Raw genomic sequence first — 13,146 nt, 5'->3', positions numbered from 1 at the left:
TGTAAGCGCTGTGAGGCGTTGAGCTAACCAATACTAATTGCCCGTGAGGCTTGACCATATAACACCCAAGCAATTTGCTGATCCGAAAGGACACCAGATTGCGGTGTGTGAAGACGCAATGAACCGAAAGTTCGCAAGCATTCACAAAAGCCGCACAAACTATCGCATACCCAATTTGCTGAAGCGTCGAAAGACGGTTCGGTACCCGAATTTCTTGACGACCATAGAGCATTGGAACCACCTGATCCCATCCCGAACTCAGAAGTGAAACGATGCATCGCCGATGGTAGTGTGGGGTTTCCCCATGTGAGAGTAGGTCATCGTCAAGATTAAATTCCGAAACCCCTATCTGCGTATGCAGGTAGGGGTTTTGTTTTGCCCGCAGGAAAGTGCTTTGGCAACAGAGGGCTAGCGGATGGCCATCCCTGGTAATGGTCGCATCGTTCGTGAAACTTCGGCAGGGCGCGCTAAAAACCATGCCGTTTTTGGTATGGTGCAGCTCGTTTCAACGGACTGACTGCAAGCCTACGGATCGGTACTCCCGTTTATAGTCAAAGAGTTGCTGCAGAAATGCCCGGACCGATACCAATCAAGGACCACGAGAAAGAGACGCTCCTGGTCAACAAAAGACTGATGGCCTGCGCCTTGTTCGTCGCCGCCATTACTTGCGCGCTGGTGGTGCGCATGTACGTCCTGCAGGTTGTCGAGTTCGACTATCACTCGACAATCTCCGAAAACAACCGCGTCCATGTCCTGCCGATCACTCCAACTCGTGGGCTGATCTACGACCGCAATGGTGTGGTCCTGGCAGACAACCGACCCAGCTTTAACCTGACCATCACCCGCGAACGCGCTTCCGATGTCAAACGCGAGCTGGATGAAGTGGTCAACCTCCTGCACCTGCCGGCCGAGGACCGTACACTGTTCGACAAGGCGATGAAGCAGGCCAGGCACCCCTTCGTCCCGGTCACGCTGTTCTATGAGCTCAGCGAAGAACAGATCGCCGTACTCGCGGTCAACGAGTTCCGTCTGCCCGGAATCGATGTAGAGCCGCAGTTCGTTCGCCACTACCCCATGGGCGCGCACTTTGCGCATTCGATCGGCTACGTCGGTCGCATTAACGAAAAAGAATCCAAAGCCCTGGACACGGTGGAATACCGTGGCACCCAATCCATTGGCAAAACCGGTATCGAGAAATTCTACGAATCAGAATTGCACGGCCATGTGGGGTACGAAGAAGTCGAAACCAATGCCCAGGGCCGCGTGCTGCGAGTGCTCAAGCACACCGACCCGATCCCCGGCAAAAACATCGTCCTGAGCCTCGACGTCAAGCTTCAGGAAGCCGCCGAGGAGGCATTGGGCGATCGGCGTGGCTCGGTGGTCGCTCTCGATCCGTCGACCGGCGAAGTATTGGCCATGGTCAGCAAGCCAAGCTTCGACCCGAACCTGTTTGTGACGGGCATCAGCTTTAAGGAATACGCGGCACTGCACGACTCCATCGACCGGCCGCTGTTCAATCGCGTGCTGCGCGGGCTCTACGCACCTGGCTCGACCATCAAGCCGGAAGTGGCGATCGCCGGCCTCGACGCCGGAGTCGTAACCCCGCAGACCCGAGTCTTCGATCCGGGCTATTACCAGTTACCGGATTTTGATCATAAATACCGTAACTGGAATCACAGTGGTGATGGCTGGGTGAACATGGACACGGCGATCATGCGCTCCAACGACACCTACTTCTACGATCTGGCCCACAAGCTGGGCATTGATCGTCTGCACGACTACATGGCGATGTTCGGCCTGGGCGAGAAGGTCTCGCTGGACATGTTCGAAGAGTCTCCCGGGTTGATGCCGTCTCAGGCCTGGAAGCGCGCCACGCGGCGACAGGCATGGTTCCCCGGCGAGACAGTGATCCTCGGCATTGGCCAGGGCTATATGCAGGTCACTCCTCTGCAGCTGGCACAGGCCACCGCGCTGATCGCCAACAAAGGTGTATGGAACCGGCCGCACCTGGCCAAGACCGTGGATGGCGTCGCGCCGGTGGACGAGCATCCGATGCCGAACATCCTGCTCAAGGATCCGCGTGACTGGGAGCAGGTCAACCACGGCATGCAGATGGTGATGCACGACGCGCGCGGGATTGCCCGAGCGGCGGCGCAGGGCGCGCAGTACCGCATCGCCGGCAAAAGTGGCACCGCGCAAGTGGTGGCGATCAAGCAGGGTGAGCGCTACAACCGGGCGAAAACCCTTGAGCGTAACCGCGACAATGCGTTGTTCGTCGGTTTTGCCCCGGCTGAACATCCGCAGATTGTCATCTCGGTGATGATCGAAAACGGCGAGGCCGGTGGTCGCGTCGCCGGCCCTGTGGTGCGGCAGATCATGGATGCCTGGCTACTTGATCAGGACGGCCACCTGAAGCCGCAATACGCCGCGCCGAGCAAAGCCCCGGGCGACCCTCACGTTTAAGGATCAAGGCTTCACAGCACAGGCTCCCGAATGCTGAGCATGTGCTGGAAGCTTTCCAGGAACACGGTTTCGGCCTGATTCATCTTCTGCTCGCGATTCCACAACAGCTGGATATCGAAATCCACCACGCCGTCTTCCGGCGGCAAACGCCAGAGCAAACCTTGCTCGACATCCCTGCGCACCAGATGAGTTGGCAAACACCCAATACCAAACCCTGCGCAGATCAAGCGGTAAATCTCTTCGAAACTGGTGGATGACGCAACGATCTTGCCGGTAAAGCCTTGCTGGTCGCGAAACAGGGTCAGGGGTGAAAGATTGCCGCCGAGCTGATCGCTGGTGAAACTGACGAAGTTCTCTGCAGCGAGCTGTTCAAGGGTCAGATTCTCTTGTCCGAAAAGTCGATGACGCTGCCCGCAAAAGTACGCATAACGCTCGCGAAACAATACCCTCTGTTCCAGTCGCGGCTGCGGTAAACGGCATAATCCGACGCCAATGGTCGCGGTCTTTTGCAGCAACGAACTGATGATGTTCGAACTGCCCATCACCTCAACTTCCAGCTCGACTTTCGGGTGGGTTTCATGGAAGTCGGCGAGGAATTCATCGTAGTGTCGTGCTTGCACGCCGCTGACGGTGAGGATGCGGATCTTGCCGACCACGTCGTCGTGCCGACTCTCCAGCACCGTTCCCAGGCGCGAAATATCGCCGTAAATGTCCGTTGCAATGCGCAGGACTTCTTCCCCGGTTTCCGTCAGATCGAACCGCCTTCCACTGCGGGCGATCAACACACATTCCAGTTGTTCTTCCAGACGCTTCAAAGCCTGGCTGACCGCCGACTGGGTGATGTGCAGCCGCGCGGCGGCCCGACTCATGCTGCCTTCCTGACCGATCACCAGATAAGTGCGCAGCAGGTTCCAGTCGAGACGGTCATTCAGAAAGCGGCGACCAACCCACGGGTTCGAAGTGGACGGCATAAAGATTCCATGTAGTAGCAGTGCTAATAGTAAAGATAAGAATATGAAAATTGACTAATCCTGGCATGGAAGCGATAAAGCTCACAAGCGCCACAGAGTGCGCTGACTAAAGAGGTGCATTCGTGAGCAAACCTGAACACATCGGCACGGTTGAATGGCAAGCCCGTTGCGAACTGGCCGCGCTGTATCGCCTGGTCGCGCACTTTCGCATGACCGACCTGATCGACACCCACATTACCCTGCGTATTCCAGGGCCTGAGCATCACTTTCTGATCAACCGCTACGGGGTTATTTTCGACCGCATGCGCGCCTCGGATCTGGTGCGCATCGATCAGGAAGGGCGAGTGGTCGATCCGGCCTACAAAGGTCATCGGGTCAATGCCGCAGGCTTTGTGATCCACTCGGCAATCCACATGGCTCGCCCGGATCTAAACTGTGTGATTCACACTCACACCGCCGCCGGCATGGCCGTCGCCGCGCAGAAGCACGGCTTGTTGCCGATCAGTCAGCACGCGTTGAAGTTTTACGGCAAGTTGGCGTATCACACCTATGAAGGCATTGCCCTGTCGCTGGATGAGCGCGAGCGTCTGATTGCCGATCTGGGGCCGCATCGGGCGATGATCCTGCGTAATCACGGCCTGCTGGTCGGTGGCTCCGGCGTGGCCCAGGCATTTCAGGAAATTCACTTCCTGGAGCGTGCCTGTCAGGCACAGGTTCAAGCGCTGGCCGGTGGTTCGGCGCTGCATTACCCGTCTCCGGAAGTCTGTGCGCACACCGCCGAACAGTTTGACCGCGATGAACAGGACAACATCATCGACCTGGCCTGGGAGGCTGCTCTGACCCTCATCGAATCCCAGCGCGAGTCCTACTTATCGTAAACTCTGTCATCAACAGCATTGTTTTGCTGTCCCGCGAAGGCGTCAGCGCATTCAACATCGACGTTGACTGACACACCGCCTTCGCGGGCAAGTCGGGTCGCCGCATCGCTCGCTCCTACAGGAGGACATGTCCGATTTCAGAAGACCCCTTTCGCGAGCAGGTTCCCGCAGGATTGATGCTCACCCTGTGGGGGCAAGCCTGCTCGTAATCGCGATCTGACTATCCTTGCTACTTATCGATTTTTTCCGGCAACGGCGCAAACAACGCCTCGATATCATCGCTCTGCAACTTCCAGTCCCCGGTCTTGCGTCCATCCAGCACGCCTGCGGCCAGATCGGATTTTTCCTTCTGCAGATGCTGAATCTTCTCTTCTACCGTGCCCCTGGCAATCATCTTGTAGACGAACACCGGCTTCTCCTGACCAATGCGATACGCACGATCCGTCGCCTGATTTTCCGTCGCCGGGTTCCACCAAGGGTCGTAGTGAATCACCGTATCGGCTTCGGTCAGGTTCAGGCCCACACCGCCAGCCTTCAAACTGATCAGAAAGATCTGACGCTTGCCGCTCTGGAATTCCTTGACTGGCGTGCGTCGGTCACGGGTCTGGCCGGTCAGGATCGCGTACGCCACGCCGCGTTTGTTCAGCTCGTCCTCGATCAGCGACAACATTGAGGTGAACTGCGAGAACAGTAGAATCCGCCGACCTTCCTCGAACAGCTCTTCAAGCATTTCCATCAGGCTATCGAGTTTGCCGGAGGTGCTGCCGCGAGCGGGCAGGGCAGCATCGTTGACCAGGCGCAAATCACAGCACACCTGACGCAGCTTCAGCAGTGCCTCAAGAATGATGATCTGGCTGCGTGCCACGCCTTTGCGGGTGATCTCGTCGCGGACTTTTTTGTCCATGGCCAGGCGCATGGTTTCGTACACATCGCGCTGGGCTTCGTTGAGCTCGACCCAATGGACGATTTCGGTTTTCGGCGGCAGTTCGGTGGCCACTTGTTCCTTGGTCCGGCGCAGCAGGAACGGTTTGATCCGACCGTTCAGGTGTTGAAGTCGTACTTCACTGGCACGCTTTTCTATCGGTACGCGGTAATCGCGGTTGAAGCTTTTCACATCACCGAGCCAACCCGGCAGCAGGAAGTGGAACAGCGACCACAGCTCGCCCAAGTGGTTTTCTAGCGGCGTGCCACTCAGGCACAAACGCTGGCGAGCATTCAGCTCACGGGCCGCATGGGCGGCCTTGCTGTTGGGGTTCTTGATGTACTGCGCTTCATCCAGCACCAGTACGTGCAATGGCTGCGCGGCCAGACGTTCGACGTCCTTGGGCAGCAGTGCATAGGTGGTCAGGATCAGGTCGTAATCGGCCAGGTTATCGAAATGCTTTTTGCGACTGACGCCGTACAGCGCCAGCACTTTGAGCTGGGGCGTGAAATGCGCCGCTTCGTCGAGCCAGTTCGGAATCAGGCTGGTGGGCATGACCACCATGCACGGCCGATCGAGGCGCCCGGCATTCTTCTCGCTGAGAATGTGTGCCAGGGTCTGTAGGGTTTTGCCCAGGCCCATGTCGTCCGCGAGAATCCCGCCGACTTCCAGTTGTCGCAACGACTGCATCCAGCTCAGGCCTTCCAGCTGATACGGACGCAAGGTGGCATTCAAGCCTTCGGGCGCTGCGGCGGTGTGGTCCTTGATGTCGCGCAGGCGCTGGGCAAAGGTGCGGATCTGCTCGCCACCTTCCCAGAGCAGCGGCAGGCCTTCCAGCGGGTTCAGTCGCGTGGCGTCGGCCTTGCTCAGGCGCAGCGTGGTTTCGCCGGGCTCTTGCAGGTAAAACTCGCCAAGGGTGGCCAGCACTGGTTTCAGGCGGCCGAAGGGCAGGGCGACCTGCAACGGGCCCTGGTCGGTGCTGCGACGTTGTGGGATGTTCACCAGGATCAGTTCGTCGTCACGACGTCGGGCGAGCCGTTCCGGGTTGAGGATTTCGGTGTGGGAGCGCATCAGGTTCAACAGGATCGGCAGCAGGCTCAGGCGTTCGCCGTTGACGATGATCCCCAGTTCCAGGTCGAACCAGTCGCGTTCCGGCGCCTGCTCAACGGTGGCGTACCAATCGTCCACGGCAGTCAGGTCGAAGCCGAAATCCTCGTCGATCTGCAACTCCCAGCCTTGGGTGCGCAACTTCGGCAGCTCATTGAGGGTGAAGGTCAGCCAGGCGCTGTCATTGACCATCTCGTAGAGTTCGCCGGCACTTTCCGGCAAGGCCTTGCTTTGTCGGGTGGCGACTTTGAAACCGAGGATCCGCAGCTGCTCCCTGTAGGTCTGTTCGACTTCCGGGTGACGTTTTATCCGCAGCGTCTGTGTCTCCTGACGAATCAGGATGTCAGCGTTTTTCTGTCCGCTGACGTATTCGTCCAGATAGCTGAAGGACAGCGCCGCGCGATGCTGAATGTAACGCTGCATTTTTCCGTTGCGCGGTTCGAAGGCGCTGAACTCGATGCTCGCCAGCCACAGGCGCGGCACCGGTTGCACGTTGTCCACCAGCACTTGCGGCGGCGCTTTCGGGCTACGGTTTTCCAATACGGCCTGAAGTTTTTCCAGCAGTTCGGCGTCTTTCGCGGCTGCCGGATACGCGAGGGTTTCCTGCACTTGCAGCAACACCGCTGCGCAATGTTTGCAGTTGCTGTGAACCGGGCAGGTGCACGTGGCGTCGATCATCAGCAAGGTGCCTTTGGCCGACTCGCGCAGGCGAATGGTCTGACGGTAAACGTTACCGCCAGAGCCTTCGCAACTGGCGGTGATGGTGGCATCGCCGACTTCGACGATCCTGACGCGGTTCTCCAGTGCGTAGCGACGGCCACGTTCCAGGCTCTGTTCCTTGAATCGGCTGACCCAGGATGTTGCCAGGGGTTTGCTCAGGGTCGCGGAGGACATAAGGGCTTCAATCAGTCCGGAATTTCATCGGGGACTGGCCGAGGTGCAGGGGCGGTCAGCGAGGTGATTTTGATCAACAGGCCCAGGTGACCATTGTCGAGGAAGTTCAGCAGGCCGTTCTTGGTGTGGCTTTCCTGCTTCAGGCGTTCGCTGGCGGTGACCATGCCGTTGGCGTCAATCTGATTGACCCAGAAGTCGGCGTCGACGTCAGTGAAACGCCCCAGTTTCAGGTTCAACGTGCCCTCGATCGGGAATTGGCCGAACTGTTCCTTGCCTTCGCTGATCGCGATTTTGCTGGCTTCTTCACCCAGGTTCTGTTGCCAGGCCTTGTGCAGCAACACCGTGTACTCGTTGCTGGCGGTGAGTTTTTCCACTTCGGCATTCAGGCTTGGCGTGCGAAAGCTGTCGGGGCTGATGCGTTGGGCACCGGCAGCCCAGTCTTCTGGCGCGGCGCGGCTGACGATGGCAGGCACGGCGTTTTGCCGTACCAGAATCATTTCAACCTGATACAGATCAGCGGCAAACGCGGTCGAGGCGAGCAGCGACATCAACAGCGTCATCAGCAAGGTCAGTGAGCGAAACAGGCGCATGCGGCGTCCTTCAAGCAGTGGTCGGAATGAGGCGCTCGAATAGCGCCTCTACAGTATTAAAGCGTTCTTCGGGGCGCTCCATCGGCACGAGGAACTTGAACATCGTGGCGCCTTCGAATTTGTAGCGTTTGGGCTGGCTCTGGATCAGTTTGATCAGTGTCAGCGGGTCGACCGGGGTCTGTGCCGCGAACTCGATCCGACCGCCTTGCGGGCCGCCGTCGACTTTCTTGATGCCCAGCTGTTCGGCTTGCAATTTCAGCGCCGTGATCCGCACCAGGTTCTTGGTCGGTTCCGGCAACAGGCCGAAGCGGTCGATCATCTCCACTTGCAGGTCCTTGAGGCCTTCCTCATCGGTGGCCGAGGCAATGCGTTTGTAGAGAATCAGTCGAGCATGAACGTCCGGCAGGTAGTCTTCAGGAATCAACGCCGGTACACGCAGATTGACTTCCGGACCGCCGCCTAGCGGTTGATCGAGGTTCGGCTGTTCGCCCTTGCGGATCGACTTCACCGCACGCTCGAGCATTTCCATGTACAGCGTGAAACCCACGGCCTGGATCTGCCCGCTCTGGCCGTCGCCCAGCAGTTCGCCGGCACCACGGATTTCCAGGTCGTTGGTGGCGAGCACGAAGCCCGCGCCGAGGTCCTGGGTATTGGCGATCGCTTCCAGACGTTTTTCCGCATCGGGAGTGATTTGCTGGCGTGGGGGTGTCAGCAGGTAAGCATACGCCTGGTGGTGACTGCGACCGACCCGGCCACGCAACTGGTGCAACTGGGCCAGTCCGAACTTGTCGGCGCGCTCGATGATGATGGTATTTGCGCTCGGCACGTCGATGCCGGTCTCGATGATGGTCGAGGCGATCAGCACGTTGAAGCGCTTGTGATAGAAGTCGCTCATCACCTGTTCGAGTTCACGTTCGCGCATCTGCCCGTGGCCGATGCCGATCCGCGCTTCCGGCACCAGTTCGGCGAGGTCGGCGGCGCATTTCTCGATGGTCTTCACATCGTTGTGCAGGTAGTAGACCTGGCCGCCACGTAGCAACTCACGCAGCAGGGCCTCTTTGACCGTGCTCTTGTTCTGCTCCATGACGAAGGTACGCACCGACAAGCGACGGGCCGGCGGTGTGGCGATGATCGACAGGTCGCGCATGCCCGACACCGCCATGTTCAGCGTCCGCGGAATCGGCGTTGCGGTCAGTGTCAGGATGTCGACTTCACTGCGCAGTGCCTTGAGCTGTTCTTTCTGACGGACACCGAAACGGTGCTCTTCGTCGATGATCACCAGCCCCAGGTTTTTGATTTTTACGTCATCTTGCAGCAGCTTGTGTGTGCCGATAACGATGTCGATCTTGCCTTCGGCCAGGTCCGCAACTGCGGCGTTCACTTCCTTGGCCGACTTGAAACGGCTCATCACTTCCACCGTCACCGGCCAGTCGGCAAAGCGGTCGCGGAAGCTGTTGTAGTGTTGCTGGGCGAGCAGGGTGGTCGGCACCAGAATTGCCACCTGACGACCGCCATGCACTGCGATGAACGCCGCGCGCATGGCCACTTCGGTCTTGCCGAAACCGACGTCGCCGCAGACCAGCCGATCCATCGGTTTCGGCGCGAGCATGTCTTCGCGCACCGCTTCGATGGTGGTTTGCTGGTCCGGGGTTTCTTCGAACGGGAAACCGGCGCTGAAGGTCGCGTAATCGGCTTTCGGGTCGGCGAAGGCATAACCCTCGCGAGCGGCGCGGCGGGCATAGATGTCGAGCAACTCGGCGGCCACGTCGCGCACTTGTTCGGCGGCTTTGCGCTTGGCTTTCTGCCAGGTCTCGGAGCCGAGGCGGTGCAGCGGGGCCAAGGCATCGTCGCTGCCGGTGTAGCGGGCGATCAGGTGCAGGTTGGCTACCGGCACGTACAGCTTGGCGCCTTCGGCGTATTCGAGGGTCAGGAACTCAGCGGCCTGGTTGTCGATTTCCAGGATCGTCAGCCCCAGATAGCGGCCGACACCATGATCGATGTGCACCACCGGCGCACCTTCGCGCAGCTCGGTGAGGTTTTTGATCACCGCATCGTTGTTCGCGTCGGCGCGTTTCTCGCGGCGACGGCGCTGCATTACGCGCTGACCGAACAATGGGCTTTCGGCAACCAGGGCCAGCGCTGGGTCGTCCAGCAACAGGCCTTCGTCGAGTGGTGCAATGGTGATCGCCAAGCGCTCTTTGCTGGCGACAAAGTCCGGCCAGCTGTCGACGGTTTTCGGTCGCAGCTTCAAGCGTTCGAGCAATTCCAGCAGCACTTCACGACGGCCCGCGGACTCGGCGGTAAACAGCACGCGGCCGGGGAATTCGTCGAGGAAACTGGCCAGCGCCGCCAACGGCTGAGTGGCCTTGGCTTCGATGGCCAGGTTCGGCAGCGGCTGAGCCGGGAAGCGTTCGCGGCCGACACCGGTTTCGACGTCTTGTTGACTGGCCACCACACGGGGCCAGCTCTTCAGGCGCGCAAAGCAGTCTTCCACCGGCAGGAACAACTCGGCCGGTGGCAATAAAGGACGGGACGGATCGACGCGGCGTTCTTCATAGCGGTTACGCACGTCATTCCAGAAATTCTCCGCGGCCTGTTCGATGCCCGGCAGGGAAAACACTTGCGTGTCCTGGGGCAGGTAATCGAACAGGGTGGAGGTTTCCTCGAAGAACAGCGGCAGGTAGTACTCGATGCCCGCCGGCGTAATCCCGCTGCTCAAATCCTGGAAAATCGGGCAGCGACGGAAGTCGACATCGAAGCGCTCGCGAAACCGCGCCTTGAAGCGGGTCACGGCTTCTTTCTGCAGCGGGAATTCCTTGGCCGGTAACAGTTTGACCGAGTCGACCTTGTCGATGGAACGCTGGTTTTCCGGGTCGAAAGTGCGCAGGGTCTCGATTTCGTCGTCGAACAGGTCAATGCGATAAGGCAACTTGCTGCCCATCGGGAACAGGTCGATCAGCGAGCCACGCACAGTAAATTCGCCATGCTCGTACACGGTATCGACGTATCGATATCCGGTGGCTTCAAGCCGGGTGCGCATCTGCTCGACATCGAGTTTCTGGCCGACATCCAGCACCAGGCTGCTGCCGAGCAGGAATTTGGTCGGCGCCAGACGGTGCAGGGCAGTGGTGATCGGCACCACCAGAACGCCATGCGCCAGCTCCGGCAACCGATACAGGCTGGCGATGCGTTGCGAGATGATGTCCTGGTGTGGCGAGAACAGGTCGTAGGGCAGGGTTTCCCAGTCGGGGAAGTGCAGAACAGGCAAATCCGGGGCGAAGAAACTCAGCTCCTGTTCCAGCCGTTCGGCACTCTGGCTGTCGGCGGTCAGTAGCAAGGTAAAGCGCTTGGCAGCGCTGGCGGCCTCGGCGATGGCCAGGCTCAGGGCGGCACCGGGCAGGTTGCCCCAGTGCTGTTTACCTGCCGCGGCAGGGAGAAGCGGTAGACGCAGAACGGGCACGGAAGGTTGAGCTCCAAGCGTTGCGACAAAGTCGGTAATTGTAACGGTCTCGGGTGCCGGCTGTCAGTTGCAGACTGTGTCTATATACACAGGGTGAGCAAAATGTAGTGGTAATGACAAAAACTGGCGATTTAATACTGGAAATGTAGTGCCAAAACCGCTCGGTGTTACGGATGGTTACGGACACTGTGGCGTTATCGTCGAAAAATTGACTGTGCTGAAAGCCCCGTATTTACTGGGCTGGCGCGGGGCGTGATTTTTTTGAACGGAATTTTGTTACCGCTCGTGCGACAGGCGCGCATTGCTACGGGAGGCACTCGGCGGCATAATGTAGCCCCTTTTTTCTGCCCCTACATGTGGAAGGTTCCCGTGACTCAGAAGCCCGACCAGTGTCTTGGTGAATGGATCGACCGTGAAGCACTCGCAGAAGCGATGATTCCGCTTATCGGTCAGCTCTACCGCAATAACAACGTGGTGAGCTCGATCTATGGCCGCAGTCTGATCAACCAGTCTGTCATCGCGATTCTCAAAGCTCACCGCTTTGCTCGCCATCGCCAGTCCGATGACAGCGAATTGTCCGTCCACGAAACATTCCCGCTGCTCAAGGCAATGAGCGAGCTCAAGCTCGGCGCTGCTTCGGTAGATCTGGGCAAGTTGGCCGTCAAGTTCAAGGCCGAAGGCAATGGCCGTACCGCCGAAGCGTTCGTCCGTGACGAACTGGCTGATGTGGTCGGCAAGCAGAATGGTTCCGGCCGTACCGGAACCGACGTTGTCCTGTACGGCTTCGGTCGTATCGGTCGTCTGCTGGCGCGCATCCTGATCGAGAAAACCGGTGGTGGCGACGGCCTGCGTCTGCGCGCCATCGTTGTCCGCAAGGGCGCCGAGAACGATCTGGTCAAGCGTGCCAGCCTGCTGCGTCGCGACTCGGTGCACGGCTCGTTCAACGGCACCATCACCATTGATGAGGCCAACAACACCATCACCGCCAACGGCAACCTGATCCAGGTTATCTACGCGAAGAACCCGACTGAAGTGGACTACACCCAGTACGGCATCAAAAACGCGCTGCTGGTGGACAACACCGGTGTATGGCGTGACGCCGACGGCCTGGGCCAGCACCTGGCCTGCCCGGGTATCGACCGCGTTGTTCTGACCGCGCCTGGCAAAGGCAAGCTGAAGAACATCGTTCACGGTATCAACCACGGTGAAATCACCGCTGACGACAAGATCGTTTCTGCCGCTTCCTGCACCACCAACGCCATCGTGCCGGTGCTGAAAGCTGTCAACGACAAGTTCGGCATCGTCAACGGTCACGTTGAAACGGTTCACTCGTACACCAACGACCAGAACCTGATCGACAACTTCCACAAAGGCAATCGTCGTGGCCGTAGTGCCGCGTTGAACATGGTGATCACCGAGACCGGTGCTGCCACTGCTGCCGCCAAGGCGCTGCCTGAACTGGCCGGCAAGCTGACCGGTAACGCGATTCGCGTTCCGACGCCAAACGTGTCGATGGCCATTCTCAACCTGAACCTTGAGAAAGCCACCACCCGTGAAGAGATGAACGAGTACCTGCGCTACATGGCGCTGCACTCCGATCTGCATAAGCAAATCGACTTCGTCAACTCGCAGGAAGTGGTTTCCACCGACTTCGTGGGCTCGCGCCACGCAGGCGTAGTGGACGCTGAAGCGACCATCTGCAACGACAACCGCGTTGTTCTGTACGTCTGGTACGACAACGAATTCGGTTACAGCTGCCAGGTAGTTCGCGTGATGGAAGACATGGCCGGTGTAAACCCGCCAGCATTCCCGCGCTAAGCCTTAGCCGCACATGAAAACGCCCCGACTTCGGTCGGGGCGT

At 59.0% G+C, this 13,146-nt stretch carries 7 protein-coding genes and 1 rRNA gene; 4 read left to right on the top strand and 4 right to left on the bottom strand.

Annotated elements, in window-relative coordinates; translation table 11 throughout:
* Window positions 1–213: 213 nt before the first annotated feature.
* Both rrf and mrdA read left to right on the top strand, forming a co-directional pair.
* Window positions 214–329 (top strand): 5S ribosomal RNA (rrf, locus tag AC07VO_RS13165).
* Between the two features lie 241 nt (window positions 330–570).
* Window positions 571–2,463, top strand: coding sequence for a penicillin-binding protein 2 (mrdA, locus tag AC07VO_RS13160; protein ID WP_064616806.1), 1,893 nt, complete (start codon window positions 571–573; stop codon window positions 2,461–2,463).
* A gap of 11 nt (window positions 2,464–2,474) precedes the next feature.
* Here mrdA and AC07VO_RS13155 read toward each other — a convergent pair whose 3' ends face one another.
* On the bottom strand, window positions 2,475–3,434 hold the full coding sequence (locus AC07VO_RS13155; RefSeq protein ID WP_064616807.1) for a LysR family transcriptional regulator: 960 nt from the start codon (window positions 3,432–3,434) through the stop codon (window positions 2,475–2,477).
* A 122-nt stretch (window positions 3,435–3,556) separates the two neighbouring features.
* Here AC07VO_RS13155 and AC07VO_RS13150 point away from each other — a divergent pair, with 122 nt between their 5' ends.
* A complete protein-coding gene (locus AC07VO_RS13150; protein ID WP_064616808.1) occupies window positions 3,557–4,312 on the top strand; it encodes a class II aldolase/adducin family protein in 756 nt (251 codons plus the stop codon).
* 229 nt (window positions 4,313–4,541) lie between these two features.
* On the opposite strand, the gene AC07VO_RS13145 is transcribed toward AC07VO_RS13150, so the two are convergent.
* Genes AC07VO_RS13145 through mfd form a run of 3 tightly spaced genes read right to left on the bottom strand, consistent with a single transcriptional unit; the run spans window position 4,542 to window position 11,285 of the window.
* Window positions 4,542–7,235 (bottom strand): DEAD/DEAH box helicase, encoded by a 2,694-nt coding sequence (locus tag AC07VO_RS13145; RefSeq protein WP_111455366.1) that lies wholly within the window; start codon window positions 7,233–7,235, stop codon window positions 4,542–4,544.
* A gap of 11 nt (window positions 7,236–7,246) precedes the next feature.
* The gene (locus AC07VO_RS13140) at window positions 7,247–7,825 is read right to left on the bottom strand and encodes a CsiV family protein (RefSeq protein ID WP_018930294.1); all 579 of its coding nucleotides are present in this window, start codon (window positions 7,823–7,825) and stop codon (window positions 7,247–7,249) included.
* A gap of 10 nt (window positions 7,826–7,835) precedes the next feature.
* Entirely contained in the window at window positions 7,836–11,285 is a 3,450-nt protein-coding gene (gene mfd / locus AC07VO_RS13135) for a transcription-repair coupling factor (RefSeq protein WP_018930293.1), read from the bottom strand.
* Window positions 11,286–11,639: 354 nt separating this feature from the next.
* On the opposite strand from mfd, the gene AC07VO_RS13130 reads away from it, so the two are divergent.
* A complete protein-coding gene (locus tag AC07VO_RS13130) occupies window positions 11,640–13,103 on the top strand; it encodes a glyceraldehyde-3-phosphate dehydrogenase (RefSeq protein WP_026286742.1) in 1,464 nt (487 codons plus the stop codon).
* Window positions 13,104–13,146: the final 43 nt, after the last annotated feature.

This window comes from Pseudomonas sp. GW821-FHT03E01 (assembly GCF_059420765.1).
The sequence above is the reverse complement of the archived record's forward strand: the minus strand, read 5'-3'. Positions and strand labels throughout refer to the sequence as shown.

What these genes read in the sequence shown, in the direction of transcription:
- AC07VO_RS13145 (WP_111455366.1), bottom strand. Translation starts at nt 7,235, where the DNA reads ATGTCCTCCGCGACCCTGAGCAAACCCCTGGCAACATCCTGGGTCAGC.
- AC07VO_RS13140 (WP_018930294.1), bottom strand. Translation starts at nt 7,825, where the DNA reads ATGCGCCTGTTTCGCTCACTGACCTTGCTGATGACGCTGTTGATGTCG.
- AC07VO_RS13155 (WP_064616807.1), bottom strand. Translation starts at nt 3,434, where the DNA reads ATGCCGTCCACTTCGAACCCGTGGGTTGGTCGCCGCTTTCTGAATGAC.
- AC07VO_RS13130 (WP_026286742.1), top strand. Translation starts at nt 11,640, where the DNA reads ATGTGGAAGGTTCCCGTGACTCAGAAGCCCGACCAGTGTCTTGGTGAA.
- mrdA (WP_064616806.1), top strand. Translation starts at nt 571, where the DNA reads ATGCCCGGACCGATACCAATCAAGGACCACGAGAAAGAGACGCTCCTG.